This window comes from Achromobacter sp. EG18 (assembly GCF_059759395.1).
In genome coordinates, this window is the sequence record NZ_CM186213.1 from 1,924,272 (window position 1) to 1,940,861 (window position 16,590).

Genomic DNA, 16,590 nt, shown 5'->3' on the forward strand with positions numbered 1-16,590 from the left:
CGCCGCCCGGATCGCCACGGACGCGTCCCGCTCCGCGTCACTCGACCAGCTCGGCCGCCCGCGCCTCGGCGCCGACGCGCACCGCATCCTCCAGGATCATCTGCGCCGCCCGCTCCGCGATCATGATGGTGGGCGAATTGGTGTTGCCCGAGGTGATCGTCGGCATGATCGACGCATCCGCCACGCGCAGGCCTTGCAGACCATGCACGCGCAGGCGCGCATCCACCACCGCGCCGTCGTCGGCGCGGCGGCCCATGGCGCAGGTGCCGACCGGATGGAAGATGGTGGTGCCGATCTTGCCCGCCGCCTCGCGCAGCTCGGCCTCGCTCTGGTAGGCCGGGCCCGGCAGCCATTCCTCGGGCTGGTAACGCTGCAAGGCCGGCGCCGCGCTGATGCGCCGCACCAGGCGGATGGCGTCGGCCGCCACCTTCAGGTCCTGTTCTTCCTTAAGGTAGTTCGGCGTGATCACCGGCGGCAGCGAACCGTCCGCGCCCTGCGCGTGCACGCTGCCGCGCGACACCGGCCGCAGGTTGCAGACGCTGGCCGTGAACGCATCGAAACCATGCAGCGGTTCGCCGAACGCGCCCAACGACAGGGGCTGCACATGGAATTCCAGGTTGGCGCGCGCCTGGCCCGGATCGGACTTGGCGAACGCCCCCAGTTGCGACGGCGCCATGCTCATCGGCCCGCTGCGGTTCAGCAGGTATTCCAGCCCGATGCCGGCCTTGCCCCACCAGGTCGAGGCGATGCGGTTCAGCGTCTTGACGCCGCGCACTTTCAGGATGACGCGCAGTTGCAGGTGGTCCTGCAGGTTCTCGCCCACGCCGGGCAAGGCGTGATGCAGCGCAATGCCGCTTTCGCGCAGGCGCGCCGGCTCGCCGATTCCCGACAGTTCCAGCAGTTGCGGCGTATTGACGGCGCCCGCCGCCAGCACCACCTCGCGCGCCGCGCGGACGCTGGCGGACTGGCCGTCGCGGCGCACCTGCACGCCGACGCAGCGCGTGCCCTCGAACAGCAGGCGCTCGGCATGCGCACCCGTCATCACCTGCAGATTGGCCCGTTCGCGCACCGGCCGCAGGAACGCCTTGGCGGTGTTCCAGCGCCAGCCGCGGCGCTGGTTCACGTCGAAATAGCCGACGCCGAAGTTGTCGCCCCGATTGAAGTCCGCCACGCGCGGAATGCCTTCCTGTTCCGCCGCGCTGGCGAAGGCATCAAGGATGTCCCAGCGCAGCCGCTGCGCCTCGACCCGCCATTCGCCGCCGGCGCCGTGGAATTCATCGGCCCCGCGATGGTGGTCTTCGCTGCGCTTGAACACCGGCAGCACCTGGTCCCAGCGCCAGGACGGATCGCCGGCGATCTCGGCCCATTGGTCGTAGTCCTGGCGCTGCCCACGCATGTAGATCATGCCGTTGATCGACGAGCAGCCGCCCAGCACCCGCCCGCGCGGATAGATCAGCGACCGCCCGCCCAGCCCCGGCTCGGCGCCGGTGCGGTACATCCAGTCGGTGCGGGGATTGCCGATGCAATACAGGTAGCCGACCGGAATGTGGATCCAGTGGTAGTTGTCGCGTCCGCCCGCCTCCAGCAGCAGCACGCGCACCGTCGGGTCGCGGCTCAGGCGGTTGGCCAGCACGCAGCCGGCCGACCCCGCGCCCACGATGATGTAGTCGTATGTCTCCATTGCGCTTCTTCTTTTGAGTCTCAAGGGGCTGTGCCACTGTCGCGCAGCCGGCCGCCCCTGTCCAATGAATTGTTGAAAAGCGCTTTATAAGGCTCTTTAATAATGGGTATCGCCCTGCCGGGACCGGAGCCATGGACCTCAAGCACATCCGCACCTTCGCCGCCGTGGCGCGCGTCGGCAACCTGACGCGCGCGGCCGAACACCTGCACCTGACGCAGCCGGCGCTCAGCTTGCAGCTCAAGAGCTTCCAGGAAGCCCTGGACCTGCCGCTGTTCACCCGCACCGCCCAGGGCCTGGCGCCCAACGCCGACGGCCGCGCCCTGCTGCCCTCGGCCCAGCGCGTGCTGGACGCGCTCGAGGACTTCGAGCGCGCCATCGGCGCGCTGCGCACCACGGTGCAGGGCGAGCTGCGCCTGGGCACCATCCTGGATCCGGAATTCCTGCGGCTGGGCGCCACGCTGCAATACCTGGTACAGCACTATCCCAAGATCCGCCCCACTCTGCGCCACGGCATGTCCGGCTCGGTCGGCCGCCAGGTGCGCGCGGGCGAACTGGACGTCGGCTTCTTCCTCGGCCCGCGCGACGCGGCCCGTGGCCAGCCGGCGCTGCACGCCCTGCCGCTGGCGGGCTTTTCCTACTACGTGGTGGCGCCCAAGGGCTGGGGGCCGCAACTGGCCGGGCGCGACTGGCGCGACATCGCCGCGCTGCCCTGGATATGGACGCCGCCCGACTCGGTCCACCATCGCCTGCTCGCCGCGAAATTCGCCGAACTGGGCGTCACGCCCAACACCGTTGCCGAGGTCGACCAGGAGGCCTCGATGCTGGACCTGGTGCGTTCCGGCGTCGGGCTGACCCTGGCGCGCGACTCGATCGCGCTGCGCGAATCGCAGGCCCACGGCCTGGCGCTGGCGCCGGATCTGTCGATCCAGGCCGAACTGGCCTTCATCACGCTCGCGGCGCGGCGCGAGGAGCCGCTGGTGATGGCCGCGTTCGATGCGGTGCGGGCCGCGTTTGCGTAGGCCAGGCGGATGCGCGCCAGCCCGGCCCACGCCACGCGCGCCACTCGGGTATGCTCGCTTTCACCTTCTTGCCGGCCACGCCGGCGCCGCCCCCCCCTTGACCGGAGACCTGCGTATGCGTTGGCGCGTGCTTGCCTGTAGCCTGGCTCTCACCCTAGCCTGCGCCGCGCCGCCGGTGTTCGCGGCCGCCCCCGCCAATCAGGCCGAGTGGACTCAGGCCGTGCACCGGCGCATGATCAGCAGCTTCAAGTTTCCGCCGGAAGCGCAGCGCCTGAGCGGCCCGATCAGCCTGTCGCTGAAGATCATCGTGCGGCGCGACGGCAGCATCGCCGATGTCAGCGTCGATCGCTCCTCCGGCGACGCGGCGGTCGACCGCGCCGCCACCCGGATGGTGCAGCGCGCCGGGCCGCTGCCCGCCTTTTCCGCCGACATGACCGGCGAAAAGACCGCGCTGAGCCTGCCGCTGCGCTTCCAGCAAGAGGAAGACGAGCCGGCGGGCGATCGCGCGGACGACCGCGGGCCGCCCGCCGACATTGCGCCGCTCCGCTACGCCGACGCCGCCAGCGGACTGACCGTCACCGTGCCGTCGCCCTTGCGGGTCGGCCCCGCGCCGGCGCGCGGCCGCTTCGACGCCCTGATCGAGATATCCAGCCCCGACGGCTTCCCGCCCCGGGCGCAGGACGCCAAATACCTGTGCCGCGTCGGCTTCGTGGCCGCCCCGCCCTTGGCCCGGGGCGCCAAGGCGCCCGCCGCGCCGACCTGGCAGGCGCAGCTCAAGGCCGCCGAACGCCGCCAGCGCCAGCGACGCGCGAGCATCGAGCTGTACGACCACTACACGCTGGCCGGCAGCGCCGGCATCGACTACGTGGCGGCGCCCGGCGCCGGTCCCGGCCACGCCGACACGCTGGAGTACTACGCCGAGCTGCCGCTGCCGCAGGGCCGCGTCCGCATGGCCTGCGCCACCCAGCGCGACGCGATGCCGGCCGCCATGACGATGTTCAGGCAGGTGCGCGACGGCATCCGGATCGCGCCGCGCTGATACCCCCAGCCGGCCGCGCGCGTCAAAGCGGCGGCAGGTTGTCGGACGCCAGCCGCTCGGCCATGGTGAACCCATCGATATAGTCGCGAAAGTGCGTCAGGAAGGCTTTTTCGGCGGGGCTGCGCGGCGCATCGCGATGCCACAGCAGGTGCAGGTCGACCGAACACACCCCTTCGCCGGGCGGCAGGCGCCACAGCCGGCCCTCGGCCAGGTCGCGCCGCACGCTGTGCTCGGGCAGGCAACCGATGCCGAAACCCGCGATGAGCAGGCGCTTGACCTCGTCATGCTGCGTCGACGTCGCCACCACCCGCCCTGAAAAACCGCGCTGGTCGCGAAAGATCGTCAGCGGCGACAGGCTGTCGCCCAGCGCATCGCTGGCGAAAGACACGAAGTTCTCGCCCATCAGGTCCTCGATGCGCAGGTCCTGCCGGCCGAACAGCGCGTGATTGCGGCCGCAGAACAAGGCATAGCGCTGGTGCAGGAACACCTTGTTCTCCAGGCGCTTGGGCATCTGCCGGCACAGCGCGATGCCCGCCGTGCCCACGCGCTGCTGCATCAGCGTGACGATCTCGCTGCTGGGCAGCACGTCCAACTGCACCTCGATGCGCGGATAGGCGGCGTGGAACGCGGCCCAGAAATTGTCATAGACCTGGGAATGGATGCGGCTGGCCACCAGCAGGTGGATGCGGCCGCTCGCCTCCACCTCGGTCTGCGATACGTCGGTCAGCAACTGCGCCACGTTGCCGTAGATGGCCTCGGCCGCGCGGCACACCTCCTCGCCAGCGTTGGTGACCGTGAACGCCTGGTTGTGCCGCTCGACCAGGCGCCGGTCCAGCTGCTCCTCGAGCCGCTTGAGCGCCTGGCTGACGGCCGATTGCGTCAGGTGCAGCTTGGCGGCCGCGCCGCTGATGCTGCGCTCCTGCACGATGACCAGGAAGGTGCGCAGCAGGTTCCAGTCCAGGCGGTCGCCGCTGCGGGGATCGGGGTGGGTCTGCTTCATGGACGGCGGGCGCGGAATCAAAACATCAATTTTACTTAAGTGAAAAATTAAAAATCATAAATTGACGTTATATCGAGGCGGGAGCGATAAACACGCCTTCGAACAACGACAACACCCCAAGAGGAAACCCATGACCGCTCCCGCCCATGCTCCGGCGGCGCGCCAGCCCGTGCGCGCCGCGACCGCCGCCTTCGTCGGCACCACCATCGAGTGGTATGACTTCTACATCTACGCCACCGCCGCCGCCCTGGTGTTCGGCAAGGTCTTCTTCCCCACGGCCGACCCGTTCATCAGCACCATGGCCTCGTTCGGCACCTTTGCGGCCGGCTTCCTGGCGCGCCCGCTGGGCGGCGTCATCTTCGGCCACCTGGGCGACCGCGTCGGCCGCAAGAAGGCGCTGATGGCCACCCTGGTCATCATGGGCCTGGCCACGGTCGGCATCGGCCTGCTGCCCAGCTACGCCAGCGCCGGCTTGTGGGCCCCCGCCCTGTTGCTGCTGCTGCGCCTGGCGCAAGGCCTGGCGGTCGGCGGCGAATGGGGCGGCGCGGTGCTGATGGCGGGCGAACACGCCTCGCAGCGGCGCCGCACCTTCGCCGCCTCGTTCGCGCAGCTGGGCAGCCCGGCCGGCCTGATCCTGTCGCTGCTCGCGTTCCGCCTGCTGACCGCGCTGGACGAAGCCGATTTCGTCAGCTGGGGCTGGCGCGTGCCGTTCCTGATCAGCGCGGTATTGCTGCTGGTTGGCTACTTCATCCGCGTCGGCGTCAATGAATCGCCCGACTTCGCCCAGGTGCTCGAACGCCAGGAACGCGCCGAGGTCCCGGCCAAGGAAGTGCTGCGCACCGCCTGGCGCACCGTGCTGTTGTGCATGGGCGTGTGCACCGTGGCCATCGGCGGCATCTATTTCACCAACACCTTCATGCTGTCCTACACCACGCAGACGATGGGCCTGGACCGCAAGCTGATCCTGGACTGCCTGTTCGCGGTCGCCATCATCCAGTTCTTCGTGCAGCCACTGGCGGCGTGGCTGGCCGACATCCTCGGTCCGACCCGCGTGCTCATCACGGCCGCGGTCTGTTCGGTGCTGGCGCCCTACCCGATGTTCATGCTCGTCACGCAGGGCACGTCCTACAGCATCGTCGGCGGCATCGCCATCGTGCTGGTCTTCATGGCCGCGATCTACTCGGCGATGGCCGGCTACATCAGCGCGGCGTTTCCGGCGCACGTGCGCTATTCCGGCATCTCTCTTTCGTACCAGCTCTGCGGCGCGGTCGCCGGCGGCATGACGCCGCTGATCGGCACCTGGCTGACCTACCACTATCCCGGCCAATGGCTGCCGCTGGCGATCTTCTACTCGACCCTGTCGGCGATCACGCTGGTGTCGATCTGGGCCCTGGCCGGCCACAAGCGCCGGCTGGCGCTGGACACGCCCCGCGCCGCGCACGCGCCGGCCGCCTGAACCTGAATCCGCCTCCCCAAGGAAACACGATGACGCAACAAACCTCCACCCCGCCGGCGCTTTCCGAAGAACAGACCCGCCGCATCCTGCAGGCCGTCGATGCCCGGTTCGACGCCCAGCTCGCCTTCACCCAGGAACTGGTACGCTTTCCATCGCTGCGCGAACAGGAACACACGGCGCAGGACTTCCTGTTCGAAGCGATGCGCGCGCGCGGCTTCGCCATGGACCGCTGGAAGATCGACGTGCGCGACATCGAGTCGCATCCCGGCTTCGGCCCGGTGACCGTGTCGTACGAAAACGCTTTCAACGTGGTGGGCACCTATCGTCCCGAACAGCAGACCGGCCGCTCCCTCATCCTGAACGGACACATCGACGTGGTGCCGACCGGACCGGTCGACATGTGGAGCCGCTCGCCCTGGGACCCGGCCATCATCGACGGCTGGATGTACGGTCGCGGCGCGGCCGACATGAAGGCCGGGCTGGTTGCCAACCTGTACGCCTACGACGCGGTGCGCGCGGCCGGCTACGCGCCCGGCGCCCCCATCTATTTCCAGTCGGTGGTCGAAGAGGAATGCACCGGCAACGGCGCCCTGGCGGCGCTGCTGCGCGGCTACCGCGCCGATGCCGTGATCATCCCGGAACCCGAGGAGAACATGCTGGTGCGCGCCAACGTGGGCGTGCTGTGGTTCAAGGTCCGCGTGCAGGGCCATCCCACCCACACCCGCGAAATGGCCAACGGCTTCAACGCCATCGATGCCGCCTACGCCGCCATCGAAGCCCTGCGTGGCATCGAGGCCAAGTGGAACGCCGAACATCACTGCCACCGCCATTTCGAGCACCTGGATCATCCGATCAATTTCAACATCGGCAAGATCGAAGGCGGCGACTGGCCGTCGACCGTGCCGCCCTGGTGTGAATTCGACGTGCGCGCCGCGATCTATCCCGGCACCACCGCCGACGAGGGGCGCGCCCAGATCGACGCCTGCCTGCGCGATGCCGTCGCCGACCCGCGCCTGGGCGGCACGCCGCCTCAGGTCACCTACACCGGCTTCTACGCCGAAGGCTATGTGCTGGAGGAAGGCAGCGCCGCCGAGAACACCCTGCGCGCGTGCCACCAGCAGGCCTTCAACAGCGAGCTGCAGAGCTTCACCACGCCCGGCTATCTCGACGCCCGGGTGTTCGTGATCTATGGCGACATGCCCACGCTGGTCTACGGCCCGAAATCGCTCGACATCCATGGCTTCGACGAACGCGTGCACCTGGAGTCGCTGCGGCTGATCACCAAGACCATCGCGCTGTTCATCGCGCAGTGGTGCGGCGTCAGCGAGACGGGCGCCTGAGCGCCCGAGGCGGGCGGCGCCGCCTCAGCGCCCGTGCCAATAGCGCCGGTGGCGCGCCCGCTGGGCCCATACATCGAGGCCGCCGGCGCGCGATTCGGCCATCACCGCGCCGTCGCGATCGCTGCGCCAGAACGCCGCGCCGGCGCGGAGCCAGCGCCGCTCCACCGCCGGCGCCGGATGCCCGAAGCGATTCAGGTAGCCGCTCTGCGCGATCGCATGGCCGGCCCGCGCCGCCGCCACCAGCTCGCGCCCGGATGACCACGCCGAGCCATGGTGCGGCGCCAGCACGATATCGGTGGGCGGCAGCCCAAGGGCGGCCAGCTCGCGCTCCTGGGCGACGCCGATATCGCCCGTCAACAGCAGGGAATGATGGGCGCCCCCGACTCGCAGCACGCAGCTGTTGGCGTTGCGGTCGCCACCGGCGGCCGGCGCGCCCGCCGCGGGATGCAGAAACGTGAAGGTCACGCCATCGGCCTGCCAACTGTCGCCGCGCTCGCAACGCAACATCCGCGCCGGCGTCCTGCCGTCCGCCCCGGCGCCGTCCTGCCCGGGCCACAGGCGCGCGTCGCGCCGCAGCCATGCCGCCACATCGAACGACGCATAGCTACGCGCCACCGGCACCGCCGCCAGCACCGAACGCGTCCCGCCCACGTGGTCCAGGTCGGCGTGCGACAGCACCAGCACGTCCAGCCGGCCGATGCCGCGCGCCTGCAATTGCGGCGCGATCACCAGCTCGCCGGCGTCGCCTCCGCCGAAATGGCGCGGGCCGGCATCGAACAGCAGGGCCTGCGTCGCGGTCTCGACCAGGATCGCGCTGCCCTGCCCGACGTCCAATGCGCTCATGCGCCACTCGCCTGGCGCGGGCCGCTCCGGCCGCCAGCACAACAGCGGCAGCATGCACAGCCATCCCAGGCGCCGGGCGGGCCAGCCCGGCGCCTGCAACGCCCACGCCATGCCCGCCAGCGCCCACGCCAGCCATGGCCAGGGCGCCGCCGCCACCGTGAAGCTGGCCCACTCGGCGTTGCCCACCCACGCCACCACCGTCATTGCCAGCTCGAATACCCGCGCCCCCGCCTGCCCGGCGACGGCGGCGGCCCCCGCCATCGCCGGGGTCACCGACAGCAGCGCGCACAACAGGGCCAATGGCGTCACCAGGAAAGTCACCGCCGGAATCGCCACCGCATTGGCGAGCGGCGATCCCAGCGATACCTGGTGTACCAGGAAGGCGAGCAGCGGCGTCAATCCCAGCGTCACGGTCAGTTGCAGCCGCGTGGCCTGCGCCAGGGCCGCGCCGCAGCGTTGCCGCCAGCCGGCGTCGGCATCGCGCGGCGCCTGCGCAACGCGCAACAGAATCGCCACCGCGCCGAACGACAGCCAGAATCCCGCCGCCATCGGCGCCCAGGGATCCAGCAGCGTCACCGCCGCGGCGGCGAACGCCAGCACCCGCCCCGCCGATACCCGCAAGCGCGACCACGCGGCCGCCAGTACCACCGACAGCATGAAGAAGGTGCGGCGCGACGGCACGCCCCACCCCGCCAACAGGCAATACAGCAGGCCCACCACCGCCGCCGCGACGCCGCCGGCGATGCGCGCCGGAACGCGTTCGGCCAGGCCGCACCCGCGCCACCGCGCGCGCCGCCAGGCCGCCGCCACCAGCCACGCCGCCAGCCCGGCGATCGATGTCACATGCATGCCGCTGATCGACACCAGGTGAGTGATGCCGCTGCGATTGAAAATGCGCCAGTCCTCGCGCGACACCCCCGCCTGGTCGCCGATTGCCAGCGCGATCAGCACCGGCGCGTAGCGGTGCCCTCCCAACGCGCGCCGCATGCCTTCGCGAACCTGATGACGGGCCCGTTCGATGGCGACGCCGGCCGAGGCCCAGGGCTGGTCATCGAGCAGGCGCGGCTGGCCGCGCACCGTGCCGGTGGCCCGCAAGCCGCGCGCGAAGAGCCGCGCCTCGCCATCGGCCGCCTCGGGATTGAGCGGCGCATGCGGCCGGCGCAGCACCAGCGCCATGCGCCACACCTGTCCCGGCACCACCTGCGGCAGCGCCGGCGGCGCGGTCCGCGCCCCTTCCTGCCGGCCCGCCTGCGGCGCCAGCCACGAGACCAGGATGCGCCGGGGAACGCCGGGCAGGCCCGGCCCCGCCTGCTCGGCCGTGAAGCGCACCCCGCGCGCGTCGGCGTCGGGCAGCTCGGCCACGCGCAGCACCAGTCGCGCCACCGCGTCCTGGTGTTCGTCGGCAAGCGCGTCATCCAGGCGCCATTGCGCCCGCACCGTGGCATTGAGCGCCCCGGCCAGCAGCCCCGCCGCCAAAACCGCCAGCACGCCCGCGGCGCCCGTGCGCCAATGGCGGGCCGCCCACGCCAACAGCAGGCAGGCCGCGCCCGCAACCAGGCGCAACGCCGCGCCCGGCAACACCGCCAGGCTTTGCACCGCTCCGGCGCCCGCCACCATGGCCAGGCAGAATATGCGCCCTTTGATATCCGTCTCCCAAGAAACGGATCAGCGTAGGACGCGCCGCCCCGCCGGGGATGGGCCAGTGAACGGATTTGCCCACCTCGGCGGACCGCGGGGCGCGGCGCTCGCATTGAGGAACGTCTGGACGCCGCGCGCAAGCCAGGCGCGGATCGCCGCGGCTTAGCGCCCCGCCCTGGCGGCGGCGGCCAGCGACCGGATCTCGGCCAGCGCCGCGGGCACGCCGGATGATGCCAGCACTTCGACCAGCCGCGTGCCGACGGCGACGAGATCGGCATGGCGCCCCACCGCCCGCACCTGGTCGGCCGTCCGCACGCCGAAGCCGGCGGCGATGGGCAGCCGCGTTCGCGCCCGGAGCCGCGCCAGGGAAGCGGCGATGACTTCGTCGGCGGGCAGCGTGGCTCCCGTGGTTCCCGCCAGCATGACGTGGTACACGAAGCCGCTGGCGCCGGCCAGCACCTGCTCCAGGCGTTCGTCCGGCGTGGTCGGCGCGGTCATCCTGATGATGGCGATGCCGTGCCGCCGCGCCAGCCGTTCGATGCCGGCGGCATGCTCGGGCGACAAATCCACCACGATCAGGCCATCGACGCCGGCCCAGGCCGCGTCGGCCATGAAGCTGGCCGCTTCATAGCGCATCAATGGGTTCAGGTAACCCATCAGCACGACCGGCGTGTGGGCGTCTTCCTCGCGGAAGGCGGCAACCAGGTCGAGGGTGCGCCGCAGCGTCTGCCCCGCCTTCAGCGCGCGCGCGTTGGCCCGTTGCAGCACCGGGCCGTCGGCGATCGGATCGCTGAACGGCATGCCCAGCTCGATCACGTCCGCGCCCGCCGCGGGCAGCGCTCGCAGCAAGGCCAGGCAGTCGTCGTAGCAGGGATCGCCGGCCGTGAAGTAGGCCGCCAGGCCCGGCCGGCCGGAGCCGCGCAGGTCCGCCAAGGTTCGTTCAAGCCGGTTCATCGCGCTTCCCCCGTGAATTGCAGCACCGAATCCATATCCTTGTCGCCGCGCCCGCTCAGGCACACCACCAGCGTCTGGTCGCGCGCCATGCGCGGCGCGAGCTTGCGGGCGTAGGCCAGGGCGTGCGCGCTTTCCAGCGCGGGGATGATGCCCTGCCGCCGCGTCAGCCAGACGAATGCGTCGACCGCCTCGGCATCGGTGATCGACTCGTAGATGACGCGCCCTGTGTCGTGCAGCAACGCGTGTTCGGGGCCAACGCCCGGATAATCCAGGCCCGCCGAAATCGAGTGGGCATTCCGGATCTGGCCATCCGCATCCTGCAGGAAATAGCTGCGGCAGCCATGCAGGACGCCGGGCGCCCCCTCGCCGATGCTGGCCGCGTGCTCGGCGGTCTCGGTGCCGCGTCCGCCCGCCTCGACCCCGAACAGCCGCACGCCGGCATCGTTCAGGAACGGATGGAAAAAGCCGATGGCGTTGGAGCCCCCGCCGACGCAGGCCACCATCGCGTCCGGCAGCCGCCCCGTCTTCTCGATGATCTGCGCCCGCGTTTCCTCGCCGATCACCTTCTGCAATTCGCGCACAAGCCAGGGATAGGGATGGGGGCCAGCGCCGGTCCCCAGCAGGTAGTAGGTGTCGTCCGGATGGGCGATCCAGTCGCGGATGGCGGCATTCATCGCGTCCTTCAAGGTGGCGCTGCCGTCCCGCACCGGACGCACCTGGGCGCCCAGCATCTTCATGCGCGCCACGTTGGAGGATTGGCGCGCCACGTCGACGGCGCCCATGTAGACCACGCATTCCAGGCCGTACAACGCGCACACCGTGGCCGTGGCGACCCCGTGCTGCCCCGCGCCGGTCTCGGCGATGATGCGGCGCTTGCCCATGCGCCGCGCCAGCAGCGCCTGACCCAGGCAATTGTTGATCTTGTGGGCGCCCGTGTGGTTCAGGTCTTCGCGTTTGAGGAACAGGCGGGCGCCGCCCAGCTCGTCGCTGATCGCCGCGGCATACAGCAGCGGGCTCGGGCGGCCCACGTAGTCCGCCAGCATGGCGCGGTACTCGGCCCAGAAACCGGGTTCCGCCCGGACGGCGCGATAGGTGCGTTCAAGCGCGTCCAGCGCCGGCGCCAGCGTCTCGGGCATGTAGCGGCCGCCGTAGCCGCCGAACTGCCCCGACGCGTCGGGAAATTCTGGATGTAAGGTAAAAGACATGGTTTCAGCCCTTCGGGAACATGGGCACCATGGTATCCAGGGAAATTCGCGGAATAAATCATAGATTTCTTGCGCGCGGCTATCAGATTTTCTAATATCGACGGCATGCGTAACCTGCCCTCGATGAACTCGCTGCGCTTTTTCGACAGCGCCGCCCGGCACCTGAACCTGTCGCTGGCGGCGCAGGAATTGGGCGTGTCGCACAGCGCGGTCAGCCAGCAGATCCGGCAGCTCGAAACCTGGCTGGGCCGCAAGCTGTTCGACCGCCACTCGGAAGGCGTGCGGCTTACCGCGGCGGGCCAGGACCTGCACCGCGCCAGCCTGCCGGCCTTCGACATGCTGGAACAACGCCTGGCCGAACTGCTAGGCCGATCGGCGTCGCCAGAGGTGGTGATCGGCGCGCCGGCGAGCCTGTTGTCGAACTGGATCATCCCCAGGCTGGAGCATTTCGAGCGCGACCATCCCGACGTCCAGGTCCGGCTGCAAACCGCCACGGACATTGGCCTGCTGGAGCGGCGCGTGGTCGACGTGCTGATCGTGGCCGACGCGCACCAGTCGCCGGCCATCCAGGCGCTGCCCTTGTTCCGGGAGGCCATCGGCCCGGTCTGCCCCCCCGATCTTGCCCGCCGCATCCGCCAGCCCGCCGACGTGGCGGGCGCGCCCCTGCTGCACACCGCCTCGCGCCCCGCCATCTGGGAACACTGGGCGCAGGCCCGCGGCCTGACGCTCGACACGCGCCAACCCAGGCGCCAGTTCGACCAGCTCGGCCACATGCTCGAAGCCGCGGCGGCCGGCCTGGGCATCGGCATGGCGCCCAGGGAACTGGCGCAGGCCGACATCCGCGCGGGCCGGCTGGCCGCGCCCCTCGGGTTCCACGAAACCGGTGGTCGGTTCAGCCTGTATGCCCGCACCGATGCCGGACAGATCGTGGACGCGCTCAAGCGTTGGCTGACGACGGAAGCGCAGTCCGACGCGTCCTGACCGCCGGCGCGGGCGCCGCGTCGGATCGATCCGGGATTTGTCTTCGCCGCGAGACGTCCGGCGGATGATCGGCTTAGCATTTTTAAAATGATCTATCCCAGATTGGATAAGCCAACCCGCGTCCCGGCGGCCCGTGGCGGGTCACCGCAAGCTGGCCGCATGCCATCATCAACCCCATCCCGGTCATCGCGTCGATCCGTCGCGCGTGGCGCCGTCCACGGGCGACACGACGACGGCGCGAATCGACCCACGCCATCCCGTTCGCAACAACATGCGCGCCGTGCCCGCTGCTACCGCGGCATGGCCCTGTCGCAACCTTGCATTGGAGAACCTCATGCCCTCGATCCGAAACCAGGCCCCGTCGCTACGGGCGCGTACCAACCTGGGCAAATCGGAATCCGCGCAGGCGGTGGCCACGGAACGCCTGTCGTCCGGGCTGCGCATCAATCACGCGGCGGACGACGCCGCCGGCGAAGCCATCGCCCACCACTTCACCGCCCAGATCCGCGGCCAGCACCAGGCTGCGCGCAACGCCAGCGACGGCATCTCGCTCACGCAGACCATCGAAGGCGCGCTCGGCCAGATGGACCAGAGCCTGCAACGCATCCGCGAACTGGCGGTGCAATCGCAGAACGGCAGCAACTCGCTCGAAGACCTGCGCGCCATCCAGGCCGAGATCGACCAGCAGTTGGGCGAGATCGAACGCATTTCCCACCAGACGCGGTTCAACAACCTCAACGTGCTGGCCGAGGACGCCAGCATTCCCTTGCAGATCGGCGCGCATGATGGCGACACCCTCGACATCAACACCCGGCTCGTCAATACCAGGACCCTGAACCTGGACCGGATCGACGTGGTGCATGATCCGCGGCTGGGTGGCGCAACGGACAAAACCATGCTGGACACTGCTGCATCACCCGGGCCAGCCGCCCCTATCGCTCCCAGTCCGGCGCCCCCCCCGCCGACCGTCACCTCGGCAACCCTGGCCATCAGGAATGGAAGCAGAACCTTCACCATGTTCGAGGCATTCCTCGTCCAATATGACTTCAATGGAACCACCAACTACTTGGTTCGAATGATGGGTACCGTGGCGCACCTAACGGGAAACTCCTATAGGGTCGCCTCGCCCGCCACGGTTGGCAGCACCCTGGATATCGACATCGCCGGACTGACGGCCTTCGATCTCACAAAAGTCAGCGCGGCAGAAGCCGCCCAGATAAGGGCCGGTACCGCCTATCTCGTCGGCCAGAAAGTGCCTGTGCCGGTAACGCCTCCTCCCGTGGCTCCCCCTGCTCCGCCCGCTCCATCCGTCACGATCGCGGCTGATGTGGTCAAGAAGGGCACACCCATCAAACTATTCGATTTTCTCCAAAGCCTCGCGCCCGTACCCGCCGCGGCGGACGGCCATCCCCTGTTCGACCAGGACAGCAAGGTGCATTACCTGACCGACGCCAGCGGCAACGCCAACGGCGACTACGTCATCAGCGGCAGCGACGGCAATTTCTACGACATCAGCATCTCGTCCACCGGCGTCGTGGAATTCAAGCCGAAGGATGCGCCGCCCACCGTCAACCTGAAGGTCGCGCCCATGAAGCGGGTGAGCAACGCGCTGGGCCAGGTGGACAGCCTGCGTGGCGAACTGGGCGCGATGCAGAACCGCCTGGGTTCGGTCATCACCAACCTCAACCACACCGCCGGCATCCTCAGCCAGGCCCGCAGCCGCATCGAGGACGCGGACTACGCGGTGGAGACCTCCAACCTGACGCGACAGCAGATCCTGCAGCAGGCCAGCAAGGTGGCGTTGACCCAGGCCAACCAGCTGGCGCAGAACGTGTTGGCGTTGTTGAAGGAAGATTGACGCGTCATTGGCAAACGTCATCGGCAATGAAGCCATGAACTGAAAATCCGCCCCTGCGGTCGGATGTCAATTCCACCTTCGGGGTGCTTTTCATTCGGGACAATCACACGCCGGTGACGCAAGCGGGCCTAATGCGCATCCGCGCCGAACACTGGACCGTCAACAATGACACGTCGTTTATCAGTTTGAGTCCAAGTCAGTCACCAGATACGCCTGTCCGCCCGGCTTCAGGTAGGGTTGCAGTGCCTTGAACGGCACGCTGCCGTGGGTACCCAGGCAGGCGCCCGAGGCGTGTCCCACGCCGGACACCGACAGGCTCAATGCCCCCGGCGAAGTGGCGCCCAGGGCCAGGTATTGCGGCCAGAGGTCGGCGCAATCTTCCAGGTTGGGATGCTGCTCGGCGCGGTCTTCGGGCGGGCCGGCCTTGACCACCTGTTCCACCAGCCCCAGCAGCGCCGCGCTGGGCTCGCGGCCGAAGCTGCGCTTGCCCGGCGCGTAGGCGTCGAAGACGCGGTTCCAATCGAGGTATTCGCCGCGCAGCAAGTCGAAGGTGTATGGCTCGAAATGGTTGGCGGGATGCGCCCCGCCGCAATCCAGGCTGCCCGCTTCGGTCACGGTCAGCAGCGCGCGCGACAGCCAGGTGACGTTGATGTTTTCTTCGTCGAACCCGCCCAGCGTGCCCGCGCCGGGATTCGTGCTGGTGTAGGCAGAGGCCATGCATTCCAGCGCGCCCAGGCTCTTGCGCCAGTGGCGTTGTTCCAGCAGGTCATTGACGCGCCGCATGACCTGCGGATCGGGATGACGGCTGAGCCGTGGATAGGCAAACCCGGTGCGCGGATCTTGCCACATGCGGTAGGCCACCGCGCCCGTGCCGACGTCCTTGCCCACCGGCTTGGCGTGGCCGGCCAGCTTCAGTGTTTCATAGGGCGCGCGGGCAGCGTCGATGCCCGCCTTGAGGTCGATGTCGCCCACGTCGGCCTGCGTGGCGCGCGCCTTGGCGCGGTCGCGTTCGAGTTGCGCCGTGTCGTAGCCGGCCACGCGCTGCAGGTCGAAGCGGCGTTGCTTGCCGGTGCGGGTGTCGGTCCACTGCCCGCGATAGCCCTTCTCATCGCGCGTGCCTTGCCAGCTGGCGGCGCGGTCGGGCGCGTCGATCGCGGCCGTGTCCGAAGCCGGAGGCCGCGCCGGGTGCGGCTTGGGCTCGTACAGGACGTCGCCCGCGCCGCGCAGGGGAATGTCGACGCCGCTCTTCGGATAGAAATAGCGCCCGCTCACGACCCCGTTGGCGCCGGCCGCGTCATCCAGTTCCAGCACCACCTCGCCGGCCCCTTGCAGCGTGCCCTTGTAGACGGTGCGCTGGGCAGCGTCGGCCTGCGCCCCCGGCAGCGCCAGGAGGGCCAGCGCCAGGGCGCCAAGGGAAGGGAGACGAGGACGGAAGAGGGACGATGGCATGGGGCGGACACGGCCGGAAATTGAGGTGGGCCCACTATACCCGAGCCATCTCTGTGCCTTCCCGCTGTGTCCGACGGACAACACGCGACCGCGCGCCGCCGCGCCAGCAATCGGACCGAGGCGGCCG

12 protein-coding genes are annotated in these 16,590 nt (G+C 69.6%); 6 read left to right on the forward strand and 6 right to left on the reverse strand.

Annotated features, from left to right (window positions below; genetic code table 11):
- Positions 1-37: 37 nt before the first annotated feature.
- On the reverse strand, positions 38-1,681 hold the full coding sequence (locus AC6CR5_RS08750; protein ID WP_006385107.1) for a GMC family oxidoreductase: 1,644 nt from the start codon (positions 1,679-1,681) through the stop codon (positions 38-40).
- Positions 1,682-1,812: 131 nt separating this feature from the next.
- Here AC6CR5_RS08750 and AC6CR5_RS08755 point away from each other — a divergent pair, with 131 nt between their 5' ends.
- Together AC6CR5_RS08755 and AC6CR5_RS08760 are read left to right on the forward strand one after the other, a co-directional pair.
- The gene (locus AC6CR5_RS08755; protein WP_020928260.1) at positions 1,813-2,700 is read left to right on the forward strand and encodes a LysR family transcriptional regulator; all 888 of its coding nucleotides are present in this window, start codon (positions 1,813-1,815) and stop codon (positions 2,698-2,700) included.
- 115 nt (positions 2,701-2,815) lie between these two features.
- The gene (locus AC6CR5_RS08760) at positions 2,816-3,739 is read left to right on the forward strand and encodes a TonB family protein (protein ID WP_498085523.1); all 924 of its coding nucleotides are present in this window, start codon (positions 2,816-2,818) and stop codon (positions 3,737-3,739) included.
- Between the two features lie 22 nt (positions 3,740-3,761).
- On the opposite strand, the gene AC6CR5_RS08765 is transcribed toward AC6CR5_RS08760, so the two are convergent.
- Entirely contained in the window at positions 3,762-4,739 is a 978-nt protein-coding gene (locus AC6CR5_RS08765) for a LysR family transcriptional regulator (RefSeq protein WP_006385103.1), read from the reverse strand.
- A 130-nt stretch (positions 4,740-4,869) separates the two neighbouring features.
- Between AC6CR5_RS08765 and AC6CR5_RS08770 the strand changes: the two genes are divergently transcribed.
- Both AC6CR5_RS08770 and AC6CR5_RS08775 read left to right on the forward strand, forming a co-directional pair.
- Positions 4,870-6,195, forward strand: a complete 1,326-nt coding sequence (locus AC6CR5_RS08770; protein ID WP_024069373.1) for an MFS transporter — start codon at positions 4,870-4,872, stop codon at positions 6,193-6,195.
- Between the two features lie 29 nt (positions 6,196-6,224).
- Entirely contained in the window at positions 6,225-7,535 is a 1,311-nt protein-coding gene (locus AC6CR5_RS08775; protein WP_498085524.1) for an ArgE/DapE family deacylase, read from the forward strand.
- A gap of 24 nt (positions 7,536-7,559) precedes the next feature.
- Here AC6CR5_RS08775 and AC6CR5_RS08780 read toward each other — a convergent pair whose 3' ends face one another.
- From AC6CR5_RS08780 to trpB, 3 genes are all read right to left on the reverse strand, one after another.
- Positions 7,560-9,995, reverse strand: a complete 2,436-nt coding sequence (locus AC6CR5_RS08780) for a DNA internalization-related competence protein ComEC/Rec2 (RefSeq protein ID WP_498085525.1) — start codon at positions 9,993-9,995, stop codon at positions 7,560-7,562.
- 183 nt (positions 9,996-10,178) lie between these two features.
- Positions 10,179-10,970 (reverse strand): tryptophan synthase subunit alpha, encoded by a 792-nt coding sequence (gene trpA, locus AC6CR5_RS08785; RefSeq protein ID WP_155873401.1) that lies wholly within the window; start codon positions 10,968-10,970, stop codon positions 10,179-10,181.
- Positions 10,967-12,175, reverse strand: coding sequence for a tryptophan synthase subunit beta (gene trpB / locus AC6CR5_RS08790; RefSeq protein WP_024069377.1), 1,209 nt, complete (start codon positions 12,173-12,175; stop codon positions 10,967-10,969). The genes trpA and trpB overlap by 4 nt, the downstream gene beginning before the upstream one ends.
- Before the next feature lie 105 nt (positions 12,176-12,280).
- Here trpB and AC6CR5_RS08795 point away from each other — a divergent pair, with 105 nt between their 5' ends.
- Both AC6CR5_RS08795 and AC6CR5_RS08800 read left to right on the forward strand, forming a co-directional pair.
- Positions 12,281-13,156, forward strand: coding sequence for a LysR substrate-binding domain-containing protein (locus AC6CR5_RS08795; protein WP_498085526.1), 876 nt, complete (start codon positions 12,281-12,283; stop codon positions 13,154-13,156).
- Positions 13,157-13,490: 334 nt separating this feature from the next.
- Positions 13,491-15,014: a flagellin N-terminal helical domain-containing protein gene (locus tag AC6CR5_RS08800; RefSeq protein ID WP_498085527.1), complete on the forward strand. Its 1,524-nt coding sequence runs from the start codon at positions 13,491-13,493 to the stop codon at positions 15,012-15,014.
- A 180-nt stretch (positions 15,015-15,194) separates the two neighbouring features.
- Here the strand turns inward: AC6CR5_RS08800 and AC6CR5_RS08805 are convergent, their stop codons facing one another.
- Positions 15,195-16,463 (reverse strand): hypothetical protein, encoded by a 1,269-nt coding sequence (locus AC6CR5_RS08805; RefSeq protein WP_498085528.1) that lies wholly within the window; start codon positions 16,461-16,463, stop codon positions 15,195-15,197.
- Between the last annotated feature and the right edge of the window lie 127 nt (positions 16,464-16,590).